The following is a 23,099-nucleotide window of genomic DNA, read 5'->3' as shown; positions in this document are numbered from 1 at the left end:
CTCCTACCCTATTCTTATTTTTAAAGAGACTTACTTTTAGGGTAATAAAATCCTAAGCTATGCGGAAGATAATTGTAACTACATTTCTGACCATGGACGGCGTGCTTCAGGCACCCGGCGGACCGCAGGAAGATCCTGCTAATGGGTTTATATGGGGTGGCTGGCAATTTGGATATGGCGATGAGCAGACAAAGAATGTATTAACTAAAATCATGGAGCAGCCATTTGATTTATTGCTGGGGCGAAAAACGTATGAAATATTTGCATCTTACTGGCCTTATAATGGCGATAACCCAATCGGTGAGAAGTTTAATCAGATTAATAAATACGTAGTGGCGACTACGCCTGTTGACACTTCCTGGGCGCATTCTGTATTGATCAGTACTGATATTGTTAATGAGCTGAGGAAATTGAAGGAGCAGGATGGTCCTGATTTACTGGTACACGGTAGTGGCCGCCTGGTGCAGACACTATTTGAGAACCATCTGGTGGACGAATTGTACACATGGATACATCCGATCACATTGGGGAAAGGAAAGAAATTATTTGCTGAGGGAACTGTGGCACAGCAGTGGAAAATGACAGCGTCAGTGATTTCAACTACGGGCGTAATTATTGCGAAGTATGTGCCGGATGGGGAGGTGAGGTTAGGATCGTATGTTTCGAATGAGGTTAGTGAGGCGGAGATGAAAAGAAGAGAGAAATGGATAAAGGAGGAGGGTGATCTTAAAAAAGTTGGCCTGATATAAGATCAGAATAATGGAGCATCTGCTCTTACTGCATGATCATCCAATGATAAATCAGCTTTGAACAGTTCTTTTAATTGCGGAATGATCTCTGCACGGTTTACTGTACAAGGATTACGTCTAATGGTCATATAATGTTCTCTTGTAACCCTTTCTACCAGTTGTTGTACGCTTACCAGATTCAACTCTTTACTTAGTTTTATGGTAATCCATCCACTGGATATGCACAATGCCAGGCCTGTAAAGCCATATAGCGGAGAAAAGAAAATGGTAACCATACTGGCCAGGGTCGCTAATATCTGAAAAGTGGATAACCACATTTTGGGCTCGAGTAAGTGGGTTTTATATCCAAGCGCAGTTTCGAACTTTTTTACCAGCTTACGCCGATGTTTGCGGGGAAATACCTTAGCTAGCTTTGTATCAGGTTTTACAGCATTTTTTTCCCAATGCTGTGTAGCGATAATAGCCTTCCGAACCTTATAAAAAGCCTGCTGTGTAGTGCAGTCATTTACATGATTACCTTCTATTTTATTGACAATCACATCGCAAAGTTCGCCGAAGGTTTTTACATGTTTGTTATCTGTTTCCGTGAACTTTATGTGAAAGGAGGTTTCAATTTTCGACAGCATATCATTGAGGTCCGCTATATCTATGTCGATTAGTTCATCAGATTCCATGTTTGGATAAATTTTAATTGAAAGGAGCGTCTCTTGTTAAGGAAGATTCATGCAGCTCAAATTCTTTTATAAACATTTCCTTTATTTTTTGAACGATTTCTTCCTCATTTACAACAGCTGGAGTGCGTCTTACATCATTGTAGTTTTCTTTTGCAATCTTTTTTGCCAGTTGTCCAACGGTTTTTACCGTCAGTTTTTTACGTGGTAATCTGGATAACGAGATGCCTAAGAGAGAAACAATAACTCCTGCCAGACCTTTTAAAAATACACAGAATAATGTAACTATGGACACCAGCAAGGCCAGGCGGGATAAAAGTAATAACCAAGGCCGCTGTTGAAGGAGCTGAACTTTAAAACCTAATTTGGTTTCGAAGTTTTTGATCAGCTGATATCTGTGTTTGCGGGGGAATATTTCCTCCAGGCTGGTATCAGTGCTAAGTGCTGCGTCATACAATTGCGCATCTTTGATGGCTTTCCTGATCCTGTAAAAAGCCTGCTGTGAAGTACAGTCTTTGGTGGCTTTTTCTTCCAGTTTATGGACTATGTGGTCACAGAGGTCGCCAAATGTAAGGATTTTGAGAGTCTCATCGGAACCGAACGTGAATTCTAATGATTGTTCAAGTTTCGGTAAGAATAATTCGATGTCTATTGAATCAATGTCTTGCAATTCAAGGTATGCGGGCTCCTTAGATTCAAACATGTCATAGGTATTTGGAGGCCAAAATTACGTAATTTGGCTTAGTCGTGTATGATGATTTTGGTTGGGTTTATCTGCCTCATACCTTTCTGTTCTGTGTGCAATAAGGAGGATTCGCACACAGATGGGGCACTCAAATTATAATTACCCCATTTACACCAGGTACCATGGCGTTGAATACGGACACAGGAAATCCTTAAAAGCGCCTCTTTTATTCCATACCAGGCTTAAGTACCCCAATGCAACTATGAAAATAGACTTTGCAATTTCAGGTTTATACCCCGAGAATGGCACCAATAACAGGAATATAAACATCAACCATATAGGAGTTCTGTTCAATATCGACATGGTAAGTGCTGTGATTGCAATGAGTGGCAGAAAAACTGAAGCTACACCCGGTGTATGCGGTTCTGTCAACGCCATTGCAGAAACAAAGCTCAGAAACAATGCTACCAGTGAGGCTTTTATGCGTAACATACCAGGTACTGCCCTTTTGATAGGCGTAAAGACGGGGTCGGTACCCTCACGATAGACTTCCGCACCTTCCAGCTTGAGAAATGATTTATCATACTGAATTCCGAAAGGAATTTCAGTTGATTTGCCAGGAAGTAGCAGGGAGGAAGATTTTGTAAATGAATCTATTTTGTGGCCGCTCCTGTCATATACACTAAAGTGCAGATGAATGCTTGCAGGGATGGTGCCGGTATTTTGACATCCTACGATGTATGCACTTCTTGTGCTGATAGTAGTATACCAGTTCTTTTGTATGTAGATGCGCCCACCTTGGGTAATTCGACCAGTATAACCGGTATCATGGCGGTGTTTATCGCGGTGTTGGTATTGTTTTAACTTGTATATTTTGAAACCGGGTATATTCAGACGCATAGGTTAAGGATTAAGTATAATTTACAAAACAACATAATATTTTCAGATTTAAAAATTAAACATATACATGGCTGGCATGCTCGAATAGCTGATTATTTCATGTTTATTAGGCTGTTTTTTTGAAAGGATACACTTTTCTGCATTGAGTGTAAAGATCCGGCAAAAGTGGATGCGGGATCCCTGGTGCGGCGCTGTGCTGCGTGCTCTATCATTTATCCGGCATTAACCATTAGATGTAGAACAAATTGATTTCACTAAGCAGCCATCCGATCGGTGATAAAATCAGTTTTGATTGAAGGATATCAGCCTTCGCAGCAGCGGCTGTTTTGAGGCTTTTTTGATGAAGCCATGAATCGGACAAGAAAACCGATAATATGGCATGTTACTTGGGCTTTCCCTAATCTAATATCGAAGTAACTTTAATTATCACAAAACTCTAAACAAAACAGGTATATGGGTAAGATTATAGTTAAAGACGGAACAGAGATTTATTACAAAGATTGGGGTACCGGACAACCTATCGTATTTCATCATGGTTGGCCTTTATCTTCTGATGACTGGGATTTACAGATGATGTTCTTCCTGGAGAAAGGTTACAGAGTAATTGCGCATGACCGCAGAGGCCATGGTCGTTCTACACAGACAGCTACAGGAAACGAAATGGATACTTATGTAGCAGATGTAGCAGAACTGACAAAAGCACTGGATCTGAAAGACGCGATTCATATTGGTCACTCAACCGGTGGTGGCGAGGTAATTCGTTATGTTGCGAAACATGGTGGTAACGGTCGCGTAGCGAAAGCTGTGCTGATCAGTGCTGTTACTCCTATCATGGTGAAAAATGACAACAATCCTGACGGTGTTCCATTATCAGTATTCGATGAAATTCGCGAGAATACTGCTACCAACCGGACACAGTATTTCCATGATTTTCCGACTCCATTCTTTGGTTACAATCGTGAAGGTGCGGATGTAAAGCAAGGTGTGAAAGATAATTGGTGGAGACAGGGTATGATGGGTGGTATTAAAGCTCATTATGACTGTGTCAAGGCTTTCTCTGAGACAGATTTCACTGAAGATCTGAAAGCGGTAGAGGTACCTGTACTGGTATTGCATGGTGAAGATGATCAGATCGTACCTTATAAGACGACTGCGCTGGCGGCGGCGAAGCTGTTGAAGAATGGCAAGCTGATTACTTATCCGGGTTTCCCGCATGGTATGCCGACGACAGAGGCGGCTACAATTAATAAAGATATATTAGCATTTATTAAGGGATAATAGACGAATCAAGTCCAATAAATGAGAAAAGACAATCAGCAATGGTTGTCTTTTTGTGTTTTTGGGTATAGGTGCGACGGCGAGGCGGGCTTGTAGTGTTATAGAAGCGATATAGAATAGTTATAGAACGAATATAGAATGAGTATAGAATGCTTAAACAATGCTTATAGAAACTATTTGTTTAGCTGATGTTTTTTTAACCCAATGAGAAGCCGGGCAAGTATTTTTTTGAACGAAGGGGTTAAATTTTTGTGTAATATACAGCATGGAATATACTTTAGAAAAGTCATACTGGAATGATGCGGATTTTGAGCAGATGGGCTGGGGTGATGTGACAATTTACCAGATGGCGATGACGGGAGACCTGGAATTTGATATCGATTATATTTTCAAGTGGAATGAACCGGAGCTGAAGGGATTTATGTTTACTTTCTGGATAGCACCCTGTACCCTCGTATTTAGGCAGATCAGGGAACTAAGATTTGATATGGATGTGGTGAGAAGCGAGGGGTTCCGGATTGACTATATAGAAAGATCGGGTGATCACTGGACGATAGTAACCCGTAATGGGGAGCTGTCTTTTATCAGTGAAGCTTATGAAATGTTTGTGCGACAGCAGCCTATGCTGCAATACAAATCATCTATCGGTTTAGAAAGAGGCGGCTATTCACTGGATAGAGTTACTGATCAGCATAATCCTTATTGGAATACTGAAGCATATATTGAGAAAAGGAAAAAAGAGGCAGAGTTGTATGGATTTGCTCAAAAATGTAAACAGAAAAAGTTAGATCTGGAAGCATTGGAGGAAAGACGTTTGATTGGAGAGATCGATACCCTGGAATTTTTGCGTTTAAGGAGGGAGCTGCAGATGGCGATTGATGGGTATGGATATTGGTTGAAAGGAACGCAGTTTGAGAATACTTAAATTTAGAATGCTTAGTTTGAATTATTAGCTTGAATTAATTCACCAGTTTGCAAATATCATTGATCACTATTTCATTGATAGAAGCATCTGCTTCTTCGGGAGTCATTCCATTCATACCTGTATCCCCTATCCTTGCTCCAAATACAGTCACCGTCCATTCGGCAATTTCAGGCTGGGTGTTTGTATGCTGTAGGGTTGCTTTGCAGTTTTCCAGCTCCTGTATCACTCTTTCCCTTCCATAGCGTTTAACACATAGCCGGATGTACATTTCGTGGATTCTCGAGCTCCAGGATTCCACATTATCCAATTGTGGTTTTAAGATATTGATAGCCGAGTCGATCTCATTGACTTGCTCATTCGCATAAGCCCCCAGCATGGCGGTATTGACAGAAATCTGGCAATAATCATTCATGTCTGAAGTTTCATAGAGGCGTTCTTCCAGTTCGGCGGGGTAGTCTGCTATTATTTCCCTGAATGCATCTGTAACATCTTTTCCCTGGCTTTTTAGCGCCTGTGCTCTTCTTGTGAGGATAATCAACTTTGGAGGAGCATAAATCTCAAAATCGTGCTGCATATAGGCAAAAATGCCGGTTTGTATGGCCGTTGTATCCAAAGCGTAACTAATCGTCTCTACGGTATCGCCGTGTACAATGACAGAATCGCTCTGATGGTATAGGGTTTCCAGCAGTTCATAATCGAAGGAGAACACTTCTTCCGGAGGGCTGGAAGTGTGTCCACAGGCTATGAGGATTCCAAAGAAAGGCAGCAGGTAGAGGAATTTCATGGCGCGAAGATAAAGGGGCCGTATCAAAAGTGATCTGAATAGCCTGAGAATTCAATAAATGAGATCTCTTTCCATCAGTTACTTTCAATACGGCCTCTTTTTATTTCATGTACAACTTATCTAAGAATAGGTATCTGGCTCTGTAAGTATCTGTTTTCAGCTCGCTCTTCACATTGATATCCATATAGTGGATCTGCTTACTGTCTTTGAGGATGGGTTGCCATTCTGGTAGGCCATTGCCATTTGGATTGCCTGTTTTAATGAAATTAGCAAAGTAATCCAGCATGGTTGCGGATACTTTGTTGTCGTCGGCAGTCCAGGCATATACTTTATTGCTATACAGGTTGCCGAGGGCATATTCAATTTCGGATGCGTGGGAGGCGCCAACGGCAGGGTATTTAGGTGGTGCAGGTTTGGCATTGTTTCCTTTCTGAACGCCACCGGCCAGGCCTGGGGTTGCATTGCCCATTTTAGGGGTCATAGCCGGACGGATCCGTGAAAATACATACCTGTATACTGGCTGACCACTGGTTTTAGCCTGAAGGTCTGCCCATTTCCAGGTGCTGTAGACGATAAAACGATCGCTGGCTAATGCGGTGGCAGAGCGGATGGTTTCTTCTTCGCTACCGGCCGGGTACAATTCCAGTATTCCGGCAGCTTTATCGCCAAAGGTCTGGTTCAGTACCTTTTTATAGTTATCAGGAGTAGGTGCTTCTGCTCTCATGATAGCCTGGAAGGGCACTTCTGCGGAGTTCCATCCTACCAGCAGGGGAACCTTTGCCTGCTCGCCTGCTTCAAAGATTTCAGGCAGAGAGCGGGGAATGAGGTAACCATCGATCGTAGCGGAGGAATAAGGTGTCGCCACTGAAAATACAGAATCCAGCAGTTTTTCAGCAGGAATAGCCCTGAGGGCTTCCAGTGTATTGGCATTCATTTTTTCCGCGAATGCTGTACCGTGTGTTTCCGCTTCTTCCAGGGGAACCGGGTACAGGGTTGGGTTGATGGCAGCGCCGCTTTCCCCTATTGCACCTGCAATGAGTTCTTTGGACAGTGGGGAGGCCATTTGTACGGATACGGATATAGAGCCGGCAGATTCGCCCGCGATAGTGACTTTAGCAGGATCTCCACCAAAAGCAGCGATGTTGTCACGTACCCATTCCAGGGCTGCATGTTGATCGAGGTAGCCATAGTTGCCAGAAGTATGATGGGGTGATTCTTTCGTAAGGTCTGGATGCGAGAAAAAACCAAAGATACCGAGGCGGTAATTGATGGTTACGGCAACAATACCTTTTTTAGCCATACTGGCACCATCGTAGCGAGGTTCAGATCCATCGCCGGCAGCGAGGCCGCCGCCATAGAAATAAACTAATACAGGCAGTTTTTCCTTACCTGTTTTGGTAGGTGTCCATACATTGAGGTAGAGACAATCCTCGCTCATACCGGAAGAACGGAAGGACATATCGCCAAAAATGTTTTTCTGCATGGCATTGTGACCAAAGTGGTCTGCTTTGCGAATGCCTTTCCAGTTGTTCGCCGGTTGTGGCTCTTTCCACCTGAGTGGGCCGACTGGAGGTGCGGCATAAGGTATGCCTTTGAAGATTAAAATAGAGGATCCCGGTTCCCGTACTCCCTGAACGACACCATTATGAGTGGTGATCTGATCTTTTATCTGACTAAATGAATTCAGAGAGGCCAATTGTACCAGCACGCCTAGTGTCAAAAGAACTCTTTTCATATTGCTCGGGTTATAATGTAGATTTAAAGTACGTAATTAATGAACGCGATTTAAATAAACTTTCGTGCCGGCGTATATGCTTTTCTTAGGCAAAAAAAATTACCACTCCAATGGTTTACATTGGCAGCAGCAGCAAAATTATTATCGGTGGCAATCATTTCGCTTTGGCAAAGGCCCTGAATTCCTGCCCAATATCTTACGGAATATTGGAACCGGAATTCAGACCATGCACCATATAAGTAGCACTTATTTTAAAGGTGAAGTGAAATTACTTGCCTGATAAACTGCTATCCAGACCACCTGGGGATAGGTAGAGTCCTATACCCATCGGGCATTGGTACTCCACCGTTATCAACAAGGCTTGCACCCCAGTGCGTGCTTGTTGGCGCCAGCTTGGATCCATCAGTTGATCTGGGGTCAGATCCGGTCCTGGCAGTAAGTTTATCAACTGTTTCATCCCTTTCGGAACTAAGGTCTACATAAATAAAGTTAGTTAGGTAGATCATTGTATTGAGATTGATTAATGAACAATTTTATTCGCACAACTTGTACTTGCAAAAGCATGTGGTTTAGCCCGGAAAGAGAATCCCATTCCTGTGATATAACCCATTGCCTCTTTCAGCGCATCGTTACTTTTAAAAGCTGGATTCGTATTGATGTCAGCGTGTATCTCCATATCTACACCGTATTTAGTAAAGAGGTGACACAGTGAATAAGCAACTTCTATACTCTTGCCTACTTCTGCGAGCATCCTTTCCTTTATACTCATCTTGTGGGTGGAGGCATCAGTTAATATATACATGAATCCTCCTTTCCCTTTCCGCAGGAAAACGATCACGGTGGCGAATTCCACGATCTTTCCTTTCTTCTGACTATCCGTGCCGATGCACACTTTCAGTGCATTGCCATCGCCACTTTCGGCAGACAGTACGTTTTCAATTTCTTCTTCGATGGGGCTGATGATTTCCATTCCATTGAGCCTTCTCCAGCTTCTTACAGTTTCCATGGCTACGTCATGTTTGTTGTTTGCGTTTTTCTTTTTAATGTTTTTGTTTGTTGACCTGACCAGACTTGAACTGGTAACCGTTTGCGTATAAGGCAACTGCGCTAACCATTGCGCCACAGGCCAATAAGGGGCAATAAAAAACCCGGCCGTTTGATAACGACCGGGTTCTTTTTACTGAATACATAATGTTTAATTATGTCCAGATATAACTAGGTCGTTGATATATTTCCGGCTCGCGCTCGCTATCATTATTGCCTTTACTATCATCACCAAATAGCGCATCAAATCCAATACCTGCACGTTTCCAATCTGTTGATATGTATGCACACGTCACCCCTTCGCCTGATCTGTGTAGACCCGCCAGCATAGTGAATTGTATAGATATCAACTGCATTTGCATGCGTATTAGTTTTTGTCGGTTTATAAATGAAAAAAGCCCTGCAATTTCTCGCAGGGCTCTTGTTATATTGAATTAGTTTATTGTACTACTTCGTTACATAACACTCCCCGCGCACGGCGCCGATCACTGGACCGACTGTGTCTATATTTTTTAGTACGAGGTGCTGCATATGTGAATTGTTTAAATAATTTTGTCAGTGCAAAGATGAAATAATTTTTTCATTCTACACAAATATTTTGAAATATTTTTTTAGCTTGAATTGCTTTCCTGTAGCTAATTAACAGAAAATTAAAATGTTGTTGACCTGAAAATACAAGAAATAAAATGAGAACTATCATCGCAGAGAAATTGTCAATGATTGAAAAAAGTCAGGGCGTAAAAATCATATATGCCTGTGAGTCAGGTAGTAGAGCATGGGGATTTGCTTCGCCTGACAGCGACTTTGATGTTCGGTTCATTTACATCCGTCCATTAAATGACTACCTGGGTATAGCAGAAAGAAAAGATGTAATTGAGTTGCCTGTAAATGAAATTCTCGACATTGGTGGTTGGGATTTACGTAAGGCATTGCAGCTTTTTTTGAAGTCAAATGCGCCATTGTATGAATGGGTGCAATCACCTATACACTATATTCCCAACGAGGATCTCAAGGCTGAATTACTCAACTTGTCAGAGAAATATTTCTCTCAGCGGGCAGGTTGTCATCACTATATTTCAATGGCTAAAAACACTTTTGAGAATGACTTACAGGGTGAAACGGTCAGGATCAAAAAGTACTTCTATGCATTGCGACCCTTACTCGCTGCAAAGTGGATTGTAGAAAAAGGAGCAGTTCCTCCCATGGAATTTCATATACTAAGAACGCTGATCAGCGATGCTGCATGGCAGGCAACTATTGATGCATTGCTCATACAAAAACAGGCAGCAGATGAGAAGACATTGATCTCTCCCGTCATGCCCCTACAACAATGGATAGCTGATACAATTCAGTATTGTAATGAAAAAGCGGCCTCCCTGTTGCCATTGAAGAATAATACCGTTGAACTGGATGTGCTGTTCAGAAAATATATCCGTAACTATGACTTTTGAGCAATTAATGAATGAGCCACAACACCTGTTGTTAAAGGCCATTAGCGGCAGTCGCTCCCAGCAACTGCATACCGCCACTTCAGACACAGATCTGAAAGGGATTTATGTTTTACCTCAACGGGAGCTGTATGGTTTTACCTATACTCCACAGGTCTATAATGCAACCAACGATGAAGTTTATTTTGAAATAGGCAGGTTCCTGGAATTATTGCAAAAGAATAATCCTAATATCCTGGAACTACTGGGTACTCCGGAAAGCTGTGTATTATACCGCCATCCGCTTATGGAGATGATTAAGCCTGAAGATTTCCTTTCTAAATTATGCAAGGATACATTCGCTGGTTATGCTGCGTCGCAGATCAAAAAGGCGAAAGGACTGAATAAAATGATCAACCGTCCTGCAGAGAAAGTAAGAAAGGCTGTACCCGAATTCTGTTATGTTATTGACGAAAATGGGAGCATTCCATTGGCTACATGGTTAGAGAAGTATCAGTACTTACAGGAAGATTGTGGTTTGACCAGTGTACCGCATTTTAGAGATGTGTATCTTGTTTACCACGAGGCGGGTGGATCTCTGAAAGGAATTGTATCAGGTGAGGATGCCAACGATGTGCGGGTAAGTAGTATTCCGAACGGCCTCTCTCCCGTTGCTGTCATGCAGTTCAACAAAGATGGCTACTCTGTTTACTGCCGCGAATACAGGGAATACCTGGAATGGGTGGACAACAGGAACGATGCCCGTTTTCAGAATACGCTCTCTCATGGTAAAAACTATGATGCAAAGAATATGATGCATACTTTTCGCCTGTTGAATATGGCGGAGGAGATTGCGGTTCATAAGAAAGTGATTGTAGAAAGACCGGACAGAGACTTCCTGCTGAAAATAAAAGGTGGTGGTTTTGAATACAATGATCTCTTAGCGATGGTAGATGAGAAACTGGATCATATAGAGGAGCTTTATACAAAATCTGATCTGCCAGAAATGCCGGATGAGGTAAAAACGAATGAATTACTGGTTACAATCAGAACAACATTCTATCAATGATGGGATTATGCTTTAACTATAGCGGAAAAGTCGTTTGTGGATGCTGCATTCCGCAGCGGGGAGGTAATGCTGCCTGGAAAGGGAGAGCCCACCAGGCTGAACGGCGCCCTGGCAGGTCAGGTCGCCGTTCAGATATTGAAGGAAAAGTAGAGAATACCTGCGTAGTTGTCATAGGATAGATTGGAATAATCTCAAAATCGGGTTTTTATTAGGCATAGGAATCGTATCGATTTAAAACAACCAACTTCTTTCCCGTAGCACTGTTTCCTTCTCGATACTGATCTCCTTTGCGAAAGGAGTTACAGCATTGCTGCCATCAGTATTAATGTCACCTCGTATCCTGACGAGATAAGCATTTCGGCGAACGGTATTCGCGTCAAAGGCGAATGTGAAAGATTTGGTTGGAGTAGAGTACCCGGGCTGCAGCAGCTTACAGTTTTCTGAAAGGTCAGTGAATGTAGTCGCTCCTTTACCAGGATTGCAATCGCTGACGGTGACAGAAAGTAGCGGAATGGTTTTAGTGGTGTCTCCCGCTGGTGTAAGACTTACTTCCAGGTTTTTCAGCAAGGCGGATTCGTGTACATCTTCGAAGTTGATATTCACCCGCACTTCCTGGTTGGCATTGATCATAAATTCAGGCTGTACAGACAGATGTCGGCCAACAGTGGTGTATGCTGCTTCCCTGTCATATACTATAATGGTGTCGAATTTGTAGGCAAGTAAAACATAGCCTCCAATAGCCAGGGCCAAGATTACTAGTGCTATACTGCCGTACCTGATCATGATGTAAAAGTAGTGCGGATTGCGATCCCTGAGAATCCCTGAAAACAGGGGTTTTGTTTTTTGGAGATGTAAGTTGTTGATTATGAATTTTTTCGGGAGAAGGAAAAATTAGAGCGGCTTGAAAAAGCCACTCCTAAAATTAACAAACCAAAAATTGAACCGTGGTTCCCAAATGGATGAAAGGCCGTAAAAGTTCGTGTTGTCGTTATTGTTAAGATGACAATACAAAAGTCATTACCCACTGCGCAGTTTTTTTGCGCAATTAATTATTTTCCCTACTTTTTGAAAAAATATCCTGTAGATGCCCGCGAATAAGAATGCTTTGATCCGATATAAAACCATTGATGCCTGCTTGAGAAACCGCCGCAGGAGGTGGACTCTGGAAGACCTGATAAACGCTGTATCCGATGCGCTGTACGATTATGAAGGTATTGACAAAGGTATCAGCCGGCGCTCTGTTCAGGCGGATATTCAAACCATGCGTAGCGACAAACTGGGATATAATGCACCGATCATTGTAGTCGAAAAGAAGTATTATACATATGAAGAAGCTGACTATAGTATCACGAATATTCCACTCAGTGAACAGGATCTGGGAAGGATGAATGAAGCGGTTGAAATCCTGAAACAGTTTAAGGGTTTCTCCCATTTCACCAATCTGAATGAAGTGGTACAAAAGCTGGAAGACCACGTTTACTCTGCCGCTAACCATACAGAGTCTGTCATCGATTTTGAAAAGAACGAGCGCCTCAAGGGGCTGGAACACCTGGAAATCGTTTATCAATCGATCATCCAGCAGAAGGCAGTTACTATTACCTACCAGTCATTCAAGGCCAGGTCAGAAAGCACCTTTGAGTTCCATGTGTGGTGGCTGAAAGAATTTAAGAACAGGTGGTTTGCGGTAGGTGTAAAAAATAAGAATGCACAAATTCAGAACCTGGCCCTGGATAGAATTGAATCTATCTGCTTTTGCCAGGAAGCGCTGTATGTAGAAAATGGCCGTATCTCCCCTGTGGAGTTTTACCATGACGTAGTCGGCGTGACTGTTTCCAGTGAAAAAAGTGCAAAGAATGTAAAACTATTTGTTAGCCAGGAACATGCGCCTTATATTGCTACTAAACCCATGCACCATTCCCAGGAAATTGTTGAGACGAGGTCAGATGGCATTGTCATCAAAATCAAGGTTCAGCTGAATCTGGAACTCGAAAGAGAAATACTGGGATATGGAGATGGAATGAGGGTGCTGTCACCCGAAGGTCTCAGAAAGCGCATATATTGGAAGTTTAAAAACGGAATAACCGGTTACGATGAGGAAGATAAGGAGGCCGGCGCAGCTTCGTAGATAATTGTAGTGCTTAGGAGTACCATACTCCACCCAATTCCACAAAATTGAACGAATGAAGTGTAAGATCATCTCGCTGTTTTTGCTCATGCATTATGGGCTGCTCCATGCCTTTCCCCAAAATGACAGCCTGCTGGAACGGTTGAACCATACTATTGAACAGGCTTCCATGTATGATGAAAATAAACTCAGGCAGATCAATTTACTGAGGGCTGAGCTGGTCAGCACACATTCCCTCTCCCTACGGGAACAATTCGAGATCTGCCAGCAACTATACGAGCAATTCAAGGTTTTCAAATTTGATTCTGCATTTGCCTATGCCCAGGAACTAAAATCGCTGGCGGAGAAAATGAGGGATTCTGCCCGTATTAATTATGCCGGTGTTAAACTGGGGTTTGTGCTGTTGTCTTCAGGGATGTTTAGGGAAACTGGTGATTACCTGGCCGTGATTGATGTACACAAATTGCCGGATAGCGCCAGGGCTGAATATTATGCATTGAAGAGCCGGTATTACTATGACCTTTCCGATTATAGCAGCGACCAATATTTTGCACCGGAATATACACGGTTGGGAGGTGCCTGTATAGATTCAGCACTGGTACTTTTTAAACCTCATAGCTTCAGCTATGACTATAATTATGGCTTGCTGTACCAGAAAGCAGGAAACCTGGATAGTGCAGCTTATTATTATCGCCTGGCCGTAGCACATAAAGACCTTACAGTACATCAAACGGCGATTGCTACTTCTTCACTCGGAAACATCTTTATTCGTACCGGCAAAAAAGATAGTGCGATCATTATGATGACCATCGCAGCGATGGCCGATATTCAATCCAGCACGAAAGAAACGACTGCTATGTTCATCCTGGCAAGCCTCCTTTTTAAAGAGCAGGATGTAAAGAATGCCTCGCGGTACATAGAATATGCCGTCGCCGATGCCTCGTTTTATGGTGCGCGACTTAGAAAAGTACAGTTAAGTGCCATCCTCCCCATTATCGAAGGCGAGAAGATCAATACGGTAGAAGGACAGAAAAAAATGCTGTTCGTATATGCTACCATTGTTACCCTCCTCCTGCTGGCTTTGGTATGGCTGGCTATTATTATCCTTAAGCAGTATAAAAAGTTACAATCTGCCCAGCAAACGATCACAGCGGCGCACGCCATTCAACAGGAAATTAACGAGAAACTGATGGAAGCGAATAAAATCAAAGAAGAATATATCGGTTATTGCTTCCAGATTAATTCTGCTTACCTGGACAAGATCAAGAAATTCAAGAAACTGGCCGACCAGAAATTATCAGATAATAAATATAGCGAGGTCAAATACCTTGTTAATAATATAGACCTGAAAGATGAAAGGGAACAGTTGTTCAGGAATTTTGACCGGATCTTCCTGCGTATCTTCCCCAACTTTGTTACTGTTTTTAATTCCTTTTTTAAAGAGGAAGATCAGATAAAACTAAAAGAAGATGAATTGCTCAATACAGATCTTCGTATTTTTGCTTTGATAAGGATCGGAATTAATGATAACGTAAAAATTGCCCAGATCCTGGAGTACTCTGTTAATACAATTTACACCTACAAAACCAAGATCAAGAACAAGGCAATCATCCCAAAAGAGGAGTTCGAAGAGCGGCTAATGGATATAAAAGCACTATAATAACCATTATATATATAATTTCATAATTCGTTTGTAAGTATCTGACTTTTAACTTATTCGTTATGAAATGAAACCTATTTTAATCTTTATTTTCTATATAGGGGCCATATAAATTGCCCACCTCTTTAATCAGTTCTATTTTGAATTATCAACCAAATCCTGTGTTGTAGTTTTTGTAACCTGTAGTGACCCGGACGCGCAGCATTTTTTGAATTCCAGTTTATGAAAGAAACAGTCGTGATGTCAGTCTGCTAACTAACAGACTGAAACTATTCTTTCTCTTTTTTCCCAATGGACTTAAGTACGTCAGCATGCCTGACCGTATCCTCCATTCATTATTTCCATACGGCATCAATATTCCACAAACCAATAAAAACTGATCTATGACCACTCTCCTGTTTTGTAAGGTGCGGCTGATATGCTTGTCGTTGCTGCTAATAGCAGGTATAGCCAGCGCCCAGAACCGGCCCGTCACCGGTAAAATAACTGACGAAAATGGCAGCCCGGTTCCAGGTGCTACCATTCAGGTAAAAGGTACGAGCACTGGTACTACTGCCATTGCAGATGGTACTTTTAAATTGAGTGTTCCCCCCAATGGCACGACCCTCGTTATTTCTTTCATCGGCTATAATCAACAGGAAGTTGCTATCGCCGGGAAATCTCAGTTTTCTATTTCACTCGTTCCTTCCAGCACTACCCTCACTGATGTGGTCGTAGTAGGTTATGGTACCACCCGAAAAAAAGACCTGACAGGTTCCGTTGTCTCGATCAAGTCGGCCGATTTTAACAAGGGGATTGTTACCGCCCCTGATCAGTTGATCCTGGGAAAGGTAGCAGGGCTCATGGTCATGAATAACAGTGGTGCTCCTGGTGGTGCTACTACTGTAAGAATTCGTGGTAACTCTTCTGTAAGAACAGGTAACCAACCTTTATATGTAGTAGATGGGATGCCATTGGATGGCCGTACAGCAAAACCCTCTGTGAATGCAAATGGCCTGGGTCAGACGCCCGATGCCAATCCGCTGAATTTCATCAATAGCTTCGATATCCAGTCTATGGATGTATTGAAAGATGCATCTGCCACCGCCATCTATGGTGCCAGAGGTGCCAATGGCGTAGTAATTATTACTACTAAAAAAGGCCAATCCGGACCTCCCAAACTGGATCTCAACTATTCTGCCGGTGCCAGCAGTATCCTGAAAAAGCTGGATGTACTGGATGCCGCGGGTTACAGATCAGCCCTGAAACAATATAACCTTACTGCCGGCGATGAAGGTAGTAGCGTAGATCCTATGAACAGCATTCTGCGTACAGGTATCACACACAATGTAAATGTGGGCCTCAGCGGTGGAAATGACAATGGTGTATACCGTGCTTCCTTTGGTATGCTCGATCAGCAGGGTATTGTAAAGAAAACCGGTTTGAGAAAGTATACAGCTAACTTAAATGGTCAGTTCAAACTCCTGGACAACCAAAGGATAGGGGTTGACTACTCTGTTCAGGCGGCACATACTACAGAACAGATTGCACCTATTACCAACGACGCTGGTTTTACAGGCAGCCTCATTGGTCAGGCCTTGCAATGGAATCCTACGCTTGCACTCCGTAAAGCAGATGGTTCTTTCAATATATTAGGAAAGGGATCTGCTATTAATCCGGAAGCGATGTCCGCGGCATATGATGATGATGTAAATGTCAATAGTATCCTGGCGAACATCTCTCCTTATATCAAAATCACTGATGATCTGGAGTATCGTTTTGTTTATAGTATCAATCACCAGGTGGGTGAAAGAGAAACACAGATCGCCTCTTTTATTAATATCCCAAATGTGATGGACAACGGGCAGGCTTATTATGGGGTGAATACCCTTACTTCTCAGTTGTTCACCCACACACTGAATTATAATAAGCAGGTGACCAAAGCCATGTTCCTCAGTGCTGTAGTTGGTTATGAAAGCCAGCAGTTTAATTATAAAGGGCGTAGCATGGGGGGCCTGGGTTTCTCAACGGACGCGCTGAAGTATGTAGATATCCTACAAAACCCAATTCAAACCAATACATTTATTTCTTCTTTCAGAAATCCGAAGTCAGAACTGCAATCCTTTTTCGGCAGGGCTAACCTGAACTTTTTCGATAAATACCTGTTGACAGCTACCCTGAGAGCAGATGGTTCCAGCAAGTTCGGGGAAAACAATAAATATGGTTACTTCCCATCTTTCGCTGCAAAATGGAACATCGCCAACGAAGCTTTCCTGAAAGATAATAAGACCGTTTCTCAACTTTCATTACGTGTAGGCTGGGGTATTACCGGTAACCAGGAATTCCCTGCCGGCGCTGCACAGGAACAATATACGCTCAATTCCAACGGAGGGGCAAGTCTGAGCAACGTGGCAAATCCTAATCTGAAATGGGAAAGTTCCAAACAGCTGAATGCAGGTATTGACTATGCTTTCTTTAATGGCAGATTGTATGGTAGCGTGGATTATTTTAATAAGAATACAACGAACCTGCTCTTCAATTTCCCTGCTATTCAGCCGGCACCTGCATCCAATTACTGGATAAACCTGCCAGCAAATGTGATCAATAAAGGGTTTGAAATCGTTCTGCGTGGCGATGTGGTGGCTACCAAAGATTTCACCTGGGATCTGGGTGTGAACGCGACTTTCCTGCGCAATGAACTGAAAAACTACGATGGCCCTCCGGTGCTCACAGGTTCTATCAGTGGGCAGGGTGCATCTAATGCTTACGCGCAGCGCCTCGTGAACAACATGCCTTTGAACTCTTTTTATGTACGGCAGTTTGAGGGCTTTGACGACAATGGTCAGGGCATATACAAGGATAATGGTAACAGCATGTACTTTCTGGGGCAACCCAATCCTAAGACCATGATGGGGATCATTACCTCTGTTAATTACAAAAGCTGGACACTGGGTGTGAATATGCACGGTGCCTTTGGCTTTGATATTTATAATAATACTGCCAATACAGTATTGCCTATCGGCAACCTGGGGTCCAGGAACATTGCGGCCAAACTGGTGGGGTCTAAAGAGGCTTTGTCCAACCCGATTACAGTATCCAGCCGTTACCTGGAGAAAGGTAATTTCATGAAGATGGACAACATCACACTCAGTTATAAGATCGGAAATATCGGAAAGGTGGTAAAAGGAGCATCTATTTACCTGACAGGTCAGAACCTCTTTATCATTACCAAATATACCGGATTTGATCCTGAAGTAAACACCGATAAAAACATCAATGGGGTTACATCTATGGGTATTGAATACTCACCTTATCCAACAGCAAGGAGCATCCTCGCTGGTATCAATTTCTCCTTATAAATCACTGATCAAAAATTACTGACATGCGATCCAAAATAGCATATATCATATTAGTACTGGTAATAGGTGGAATGGCGTCCTGTACGAAACTCGATGAGAAACTAGGTTCCACTATCACCAAGACCCAGGCAGATTCCGTAATCAAAGTGGCTTCACTGTTGGTGACAGCTTATGACGGGCTTCAACTGCCTTTTCAGGACCAATCCAACTATTGGGCATTATGTGAAATGACATCTGACGAGGCGGTTGCGCCTACCCGTGGTGGCGACTGGGACGATAACGGTGTATGGCGTGCACTGAAACTGCATAACTGGAATTCTGACCATACCTTTGTTGGTAATTCGTTTACGGCAATTCTCCAGTTACAGTTCCTGGCCACGAACGTACTTAATTTCCATCCCAGTGAAAGTCAGGCAGCAGAAGCCCGTTTTATACGTGCATTCTCAATGTTTGCCACCCTTGATGGCTGGGGGCAGGTACCTTTCCGTAACCCGGGAGATACCTTGCTGAATGTGCCTAAAGTATTGAAAGCAAATGAAGCGGCTGATTATATTATCGGCGAACTGGAAGCCATTATTCCCATATTGTCAGATAGTGCAAAAGCATATCAGGCAAATAAAAATGGCGCCAGGGCACTGCTCATGAAAACGTATCTGAACAGAGGTGCATTCCTGAACAGGCAAGCGCCCACCTTCGACGCCGCTGACATGCAAAAGGTGATAGCATTGGCCGATCAGATCATTGCCTCCGGAAAGTACCACCTGACAAATAATTTCTTTGCCAATTTTGCCTATAACAATGATGTGATAGGTACTGAAAATATCTTCACCCAGCGCAATGGTCCTGGTATTAGCACTGCCAGCTCCCGTGGTGGTAACAACGCTTACTGCCACTGGGCTCCTACCCTGCACTATAACCAGGATCCAAGCGGATGGAATGGTTTCACAACGATCTCTGATTTCTATGATAAGTTTGAAGTGAGCGACACCCGCAGGGGTGGTGATTATCCTGGCGTAACGGATGTAACAGGTCTGAAAGTAGGTTTTCTGATAGGGCAACAATATGGTGCTGGTGGTAAAGTATTACAGGATAGAAAGGGGCATCCGCTCATTTTTACAAAAGAGGTGAAATTGCAGGAAACAGATCCTGCTACACTCGAAGTAAGCGGTATACGTGTAGTGAAATACCCGCCGGACCTGACATCTGATGAATCCAGGAATACAAACAATGCAAGTAATGATTATGTATTTCTGCGTTATGCAGATGTATTGCTGATGAAGGCAGAAGCGATGCTGCGTACAGGAGATGCAGCAGGTGCATTGGTAATCGTAAATGAACTGCGTGTAAAACGTGGTGCGACCGTATTTGCATCGCTGACCCTTGATAACCTGATCGATGAAAGAGGCCGTGAAATGTACTGGGAAGGCTGGCGCAGGCAGGATCTGATCCGCTTTGGCAAGTTCCTCGATACATGGCAGTTGAAACCCGCCGATAATCCTAAATATTTATTATTCCCAATTCCCACCAGCGACCTCTCGGTTAATAAGAACCTGGTTCAAAACGCAGGTTATTAATCACAAACATCAGCTGACGGTACTGTAGCCGTTAGCTGATGTTGTTAAAGTCATCATATGAACAGATTAGTTTGGATTGCTATGGTAGTGTTGATGGCGCTATCAGGCAACAGGGCGCTTTTTGCCCAGCATGGTGTTGTGAATGCAGGCGATGTAAAACAGGTGCGTATTGGCAAAGATCAGGTGAGCTTTACTACCACACATGCTTATGTACAGATAAGCGTATACAATGATAGCGTGATCAGGGTAAGAATGGACAGACAGCCGCTGGGAGATGATTTTTCTTATGCGGTGGTGGCCAGGCCATCTTCTGTTGCAGCGGTGATTAGGGAAGTCGGCGAACAGATTTCCATAACAACCAGGCTTATACAAGCACGCATTAGTAAGCGGCCTTTCTCCATTTCTTTTTATACCCCGGATGGAAAGCCCATCAACGAAGAAGAAAACGGATTGACGACATCATGGGTGGATAATACCGTGACGGCTTACAGGAAAATGCAGCCGGAAGAACGCTTCATTGGACTGGGAGAAAAGAACGGACCACTGGACAGAACAGGTAACGCGTATACAAACTGGAACTCGGATGTATTTGGATACAGGACGGATCAGGATCCATTGTATAGTACGATTCCTTTCTACATAGGGATTCATCATGGACTGGAATATGGAATTTTTCTGGATAATACTTACCAGTCTGATTTCAATTTTGGTGCGAGCAATAACCGGTTTTCATCGTTTGCGGCGAGAGGTGGTGAGATGAATTATTACTTTATACATGCCCCTTCGGTAGCGGGTATAATTCAGGCTTATACAGGATTGACCGGGAGGATGCATATGCCGCCATTGTGGAGCCTGGGATATCAGCAAAACAGGTATAGTTATTATCCTGATCAGGAGGTGTTGCGTATTGCGCAGACATTGAGGGAGAAGAAAATACCTGCTGACGGGATTACGCTGGATATCCATTATATGGATGCGTATAAATTGTTCACCTGGGATAAGGATCGGTTTCCTGACCCGGCGGGGTTGGTGAGTAAACTGAAGCAGCAGGGTTTTGAGCTGACAGTTATCAATGATCCGGGAATAAAGGTAGAGAAGGGATATGCGGCATATGAGAGTGGTGTGCAGGATAATGTGTTCATCAAATATGTAGATGGGCAATTGTATACCGGGCAGGTATGGCCGGGTTGGTGTCACTTTCCTGATTTTACAAATGAGCAGGGGCGTGAATGGTGGAAGCGGCAATTGAGGTCATATGTAGATGTGGGGGTAGCCGGTTTTTGGAATGATATGAATGAGATTGCGACTTGGGGGCAGAAGATGCCGGATAATGTGTTGTTTGATTTTGACGGACATGGAACAACGCATCGGCAGGTGCATAACGTATATGCTCTGGAGATGGTAAGGGCGAGTTATGAGGGGGCGAGGGCGGCGATGCACAAGCGGCCATTTATACTCACAAGGGCTGGTTATGCGGGTTTGCAACGTTATTCTGCCATCTGGACCGGGGATAACAGGGCGGAGGATGACCATATGCTGGCGGGTGTGCGCATCATGAATAGCCTGGGTCTTAGTGGTGTTGCATTTACAGGGATGGATATTGGTGGATTTACGGGGAATGCTTCGGTAGGATTGTATACAAGATGGATGCAAGTGGGTGCGTTTCTGCCTTATTTCAGAAATCATACGGCGGTGAATACCAGGTCAGCTGAGCCCTGGGCATTTGGGGAAGAGGCGCTGGAGGTATCGCGCAATTATATCAACCTGCGGTATCGTTTGTTGCCTTATATCTATAGTGTTTTTTATGAGGCGATAGAGAAGGGATTGCCGGTGATGCGTTCATTGGCAATTAATTATACGGATGATGCACGGGTGTATGATAGTCGATTTCAGCAGCAGTTTCAGTTGGGTGATGCATTTATGATTGCGCCGTTTGAGAGTAACCAGCAGTATGGAGCGATTTATTTTCCGGCAGGGGGATGGTATGATTTGTACACGGATGAGCAGGTAGCAGGAGGGCAGATAAAGGTGAATACATTGGGGATGCATGAGTTGCCGGTATATGTAAAAGCGGGTAGTATAGTACCGATGCAGTCTTTGGTACAGACAACGGCGGAACGGCCGGGTGACACTTTGTACTTGCATGTATATAAGGGTGATACTGCCAATGCGATTACTTATTATGAAGATGATGGGCAGACATATGATTATGAGAAAGGTGTTTATTATAAAAGGGTGATACGTTATGATGGTGGGTTGATCTTTGATAAGGTGGAGGGCAGCTATACGTCAAAGTTTAATAATATCAGTCTGATATTTCATGGTTTGGGGCAATTGCAGCAGGTGAAGGTGAATGGTTCGGTACAATCTTTACAATCTTCACGCATCAGTTTTCTCTCTCCTATTTCCCGTTTTGATCCACAGGGTGGGTATGCCACAACAGCTGTTTGCCGGGTGCAGGCACTGAGCATAAAAAATAGTGCGGATAGGATTGTGGTGGAATTTTGATGCAGCCTGTTACCCGGTTGGGGGTAGATATTGGTTGCCTCCACCGGGAGCGGGCAAAATTAACGGCTGGCCAGTTTGCACTGGCCGGTCTTTTTTTTATATGAATGAACAGATTGAACGGCAACGGATAAGAATGAACGAAATGGTACGAGGAAAACCGGAAAGAGGGGTGTAAATTAGTATTGTAAGATTATTCATTGTTAACCAAACCTATGTAAGAGATGACACAGCAGTATTCTGAAAATTCAAAAAATCCTACTTCATATTGTGTACCTAATAAGCGCTTCAGGAAAGAGCTTTCATTATGGGTATGCTATTTCAAATCTGGTGAATTTAAATAGGGTATAGCTTTAAAAATATCCCGGGAATTATTCCTGATGCCTGGTTTTTAACTTTTTTTGAAAGTTAAGGATGGTGCCTTATTGTCTGTTGATGCTGTAGAAAATGTTTTGATTTTGGGTTAATAAATGGAGGTTTTGTTTTTGGGTTAATAGATAGACGTTTTCATAATTGTTTTGACATAGAACAACAGCTTAACAAAATCCATAACTCCGGGCTTTATTCCTGAAGCCTGGCAATTTATTGAATTTTATTGGATGACATGGAATATAGGTGGGTGAATGATTT

The 23,099-nt window shown here is 43.2% G+C and carries 17 protein-coding genes and 1 tRNA gene; 10 read left to right on the top strand and 8 right to left on the bottom strand.

The features are described 5' to 3' along the window. The first annotated feature begins 59 nt into the window (after nt 1-59). Complete coding sequence (locus U0033_RS20710) at nt 60-749, top strand: dihydrofolate reductase family protein (protein WP_072358713.1); 690 nt, start codon at nt 60-62, stop codon at nt 747-749. Between the two features lie 2 nt (nt 750-751). Here the strand turns inward: U0033_RS20710 and U0033_RS20705 are convergent, their stop codons facing one another. From U0033_RS20705 to U0033_RS20695, 3 genes are all read right to left on the bottom strand, one after another. After that, nucleotides 752-1,423, bottom strand: a complete 672-nt coding sequence (locus U0033_RS20705; RefSeq protein WP_072358711.1) for a hypothetical protein — start codon at nt 1,421-1,423, stop codon at nt 752-754. 13 nt (nt 1,424-1,436) lie between these two features. Next, nucleotides 1,437-2,123: a hypothetical protein gene (locus U0033_RS20700; protein ID WP_072358709.1), complete on the bottom strand. Its 687-nt coding sequence runs from the start codon at nt 2,121-2,123 to the stop codon at nt 1,437-1,439. 150 nt (nt 2,124-2,273) lie between these two features. Then, entirely contained in the window at nt 2,274-3,005 is a 732-nt protein-coding gene (locus U0033_RS20695; protein WP_072358707.1) for a hypothetical protein, read from the bottom strand. 453 nt (nt 3,006-3,458) lie between these two features. Here U0033_RS20695 and U0033_RS20690 point away from each other — a divergent pair, with 453 nt between their 5' ends. Together U0033_RS20690 and U0033_RS20685 are read left to right on the top strand one after the other, a co-directional pair. Further along, entirely contained in the window at nt 3,459-4,283 is an 825-nt protein-coding gene (locus U0033_RS20690) for an alpha/beta fold hydrolase (RefSeq protein ID WP_072358705.1), read from the top strand. 265 nt (nt 4,284-4,548) lie between these two features. Further along, nucleotides 4,549-5,208: a hypothetical protein gene (locus tag U0033_RS20685; RefSeq protein ID WP_072358703.1), complete on the top strand. Its 660-nt coding sequence runs from the start codon at nt 4,549-4,551 to the stop codon at nt 5,206-5,208. A gap of 34 nt (nt 5,209-5,242) precedes the next feature. On the opposite strand, the gene U0033_RS20680 is transcribed toward U0033_RS20685, so the two are convergent. The 4 genes from U0033_RS20680 to U0033_RS20665 all read right to left on the bottom strand — a co-directional run bounded on the left by U0033_RS20680 (nt 5,243) and on the right by U0033_RS20665 (nt 8,856). Beyond that, on the bottom strand, nt 5,243-5,992 hold the full coding sequence (locus tag U0033_RS20680; RefSeq protein ID WP_072358701.1) for a hypothetical protein: 750 nt from the start codon (nt 5,990-5,992) through the stop codon (nt 5,243-5,245). 100 nt (nt 5,993-6,092) lie between these two features. Beyond that, complete coding sequence (locus U0033_RS20675; RefSeq protein WP_072358699.1) at nt 6,093-7,727, bottom strand: carboxylesterase/lipase family protein; 1,635 nt, start codon at nt 7,725-7,727, stop codon at nt 6,093-6,095. Between the two features lie 520 nt (nt 7,728-8,247). Continuing rightward, nucleotides 8,248-8,733, bottom strand: coding sequence for a ribonuclease H-like YkuK family protein (locus U0033_RS20670; protein ID WP_072358694.1), 486 nt, complete (start codon nt 8,731-8,733; stop codon nt 8,248-8,250). A gap of 50 nt (nt 8,734-8,783) precedes the next feature. Next, a tRNA-Ile gene (locus tag U0033_RS20665) sits at nt 8,784-8,856 on the bottom strand. A 601-nt stretch (nt 8,857-9,457) separates the two neighbouring features. On the opposite strand from U0033_RS20665, the gene U0033_RS20660 reads away from it, so the two are divergent. Both U0033_RS20660 and U0033_RS20655 read left to right on the top strand, forming a co-directional pair. Continuing rightward, nucleotides 9,458-10,222: a nucleotidyltransferase domain-containing protein gene (locus U0033_RS20660; RefSeq protein WP_072358692.1), complete on the top strand. Its 765-nt coding sequence runs from the start codon at nt 9,458-9,460 to the stop codon at nt 10,220-10,222. Further along, nucleotides 10,212-11,267, top strand: a complete 1,056-nt coding sequence (locus U0033_RS20655; RefSeq protein ID WP_072358691.1) for a DNA polymerase beta superfamily protein — start codon at nt 10,212-10,214, stop codon at nt 11,265-11,267. Before U0033_RS20660 ends, U0033_RS20655 begins: the two co-directional genes overlap by 11 nt. Before the next feature lie 231 nt (nt 11,268-11,498). Here the strand turns inward: U0033_RS20655 and U0033_RS20650 are convergent, their stop codons facing one another. Further along, a complete protein-coding gene (locus U0033_RS20650) occupies nt 11,499-12,050 on the bottom strand; it encodes a hypothetical protein (RefSeq protein WP_072358690.1) in 552 nt (183 codons plus the stop codon). A 301-nt stretch (nt 12,051-12,351) separates the two neighbouring features. Between U0033_RS20650 and U0033_RS20645 the strand changes: the two genes are divergently transcribed. The 5 genes from U0033_RS20645 (at nt 12,352) to U0033_RS20625 (ending at nt 22,472) form a co-directional block, all read left to right on the top strand. Continuing rightward, nucleotides 12,352-13,392 (top strand): helix-turn-helix transcriptional regulator, encoded by a 1,041-nt coding sequence (locus U0033_RS20645; RefSeq protein ID WP_072358688.1) that lies wholly within the window; start codon nt 12,352-12,354, stop codon nt 13,390-13,392. Between the two features lie 55 nt (nt 13,393-13,447). Then, a complete protein-coding gene (locus U0033_RS20640) occupies nt 13,448-15,052 on the top strand; it encodes a DUF6377 domain-containing protein (RefSeq protein WP_072358686.1) in 1,605 nt (534 codons plus the stop codon). 383 nt (nt 15,053-15,435) lie between these two features. After that, nucleotides 15,436-18,390, top strand: coding sequence for a SusC/RagA family TonB-linked outer membrane protein (locus U0033_RS20635; protein WP_072358684.1), 2,955 nt, complete (start codon nt 15,436-15,438; stop codon nt 18,388-18,390). Between the two features lie 23 nt (nt 18,391-18,413). Beyond that, nucleotides 18,414-19,964 carry a RagB/SusD family nutrient uptake outer membrane protein gene (locus U0033_RS20630; protein ID WP_072358682.1) on the top strand — a complete coding sequence of 517 codons (1,551 nt, stop codon included), beginning with the start codon at nt 18,414-18,416 and terminating at the stop codon, nt 19,962-19,964. A 57-nt stretch (nt 19,965-20,021) separates the two neighbouring features. Next, a complete protein-coding gene (locus tag U0033_RS20625) occupies nt 20,022-22,472 on the top strand; it encodes a glycoside hydrolase family 31 protein (RefSeq protein WP_072358680.1) in 2,451 nt (816 codons plus the stop codon). Nucleotides 22,473-23,099 lie beyond the last annotated feature (627 nt).

The organism is Chitinophaga sancti (assembly GCF_034424315.1).
Lineage (GTDB): Bacteria > Bacteroidota > Bacteroidia > Chitinophagales > Chitinophagaceae > Chitinophaga > Chitinophaga sancti.
Note: the sequence above shows the minus strand (reverse complement) of the source record. Positions and strands in the feature narration are given on the sequence as shown.

Excerpts from the sequence above, each read along its gene's own strand:
- U0033_RS20640 (WP_072358686.1), top strand. The coding sequence starts at position 13,448 with ATGAAGTGTAAGATCATCTCGCTGTTTTTGCTCATGCATTATGGGCTG.
- U0033_RS20625 (WP_072358680.1), top strand. The coding sequence starts at position 20,022 with ATGAACAGATTAGTTTGGATTGCTATGGTAGTGTTGATGGCGCTATCA.
- U0033_RS20635 (WP_072358684.1), top strand. The coding sequence starts at position 15,436 with ATGACCACTCTCCTGTTTTGTAAGGTGCGGCTGATATGCTTGTCGTTG.
- U0033_RS20690 (WP_072358705.1), top strand. The coding sequence starts at position 3,459 with ATGGGTAAGATTATAGTTAAAGACGGAACAGAGATTTATTACAAAGAT.
- U0033_RS20655 (WP_072358691.1), top strand. The coding sequence starts at position 10,212 with ATGACTTTTGAGCAATTAATGAATGAGCCACAACACCTGTTGTTAAAG.
- U0033_RS20700 (WP_072358709.1), bottom strand. The coding sequence starts at position 2,123 with ATGTTTGAATCTAAGGAGCCCGCATACCTTGAATTGCAAGACATTGAT.
- U0033_RS20670 (WP_072358694.1), bottom strand. The coding sequence starts at position 8,733 with ATGGAAACTGTAAGAAGCTGGAGAAGGCTCAATGGAATGGAAATCATC.
- U0033_RS20660 (WP_072358692.1), top strand. The coding sequence starts at position 9,458 with ATGAGAACTATCATCGCAGAGAAATTGTCAATGATTGAAAAAAGTCAG.
- U0033_RS20710 (WP_072358713.1), top strand. The coding sequence starts at position 60 with ATGCGGAAGATAATTGTAACTACATTTCTGACCATGGACGGCGTGCTT.
- U0033_RS20680 (WP_072358701.1), bottom strand. The coding sequence starts at position 5,992 with ATGAAATTCCTCTACCTGCTGCCTTTCTTTGGAATCCTCATAGCCTGT.
- U0033_RS20630 (WP_072358682.1), top strand. The coding sequence starts at position 18,414 with ATGCGATCCAAAATAGCATATATCATATTAGTACTGGTAATAGGTGGA.
- U0033_RS20645 (WP_072358688.1), top strand. The coding sequence starts at position 12,352 with ATGCCCGCGAATAAGAATGCTTTGATCCGATATAAAACCATTGATGCC.
- U0033_RS20675 (WP_072358699.1), bottom strand. The coding sequence starts at position 7,727 with ATGAAAAGAGTTCTTTTGACACTAGGCGTGCTGGTACAATTGGCCTCT.
- U0033_RS20685 (WP_072358703.1), top strand. The coding sequence starts at position 4,549 with ATGGAATATACTTTAGAAAAGTCATACTGGAATGATGCGGATTTTGAG.
- U0033_RS20705 (WP_072358711.1), bottom strand. The coding sequence starts at position 1,423 with ATGGAATCTGATGAACTAATCGACATAGATATAGCGGACCTCAATGAT.
- U0033_RS20650 (WP_072358690.1), bottom strand. The coding sequence starts at position 12,050 with ATGATCAGGTACGGCAGTATAGCACTAGTAATCTTGGCCCTGGCTATT.
- U0033_RS20695 (WP_072358707.1), bottom strand. The coding sequence starts at position 3,005 with ATGCGTCTGAATATACCCGGTTTCAAAATATACAAGTTAAAACAATAC.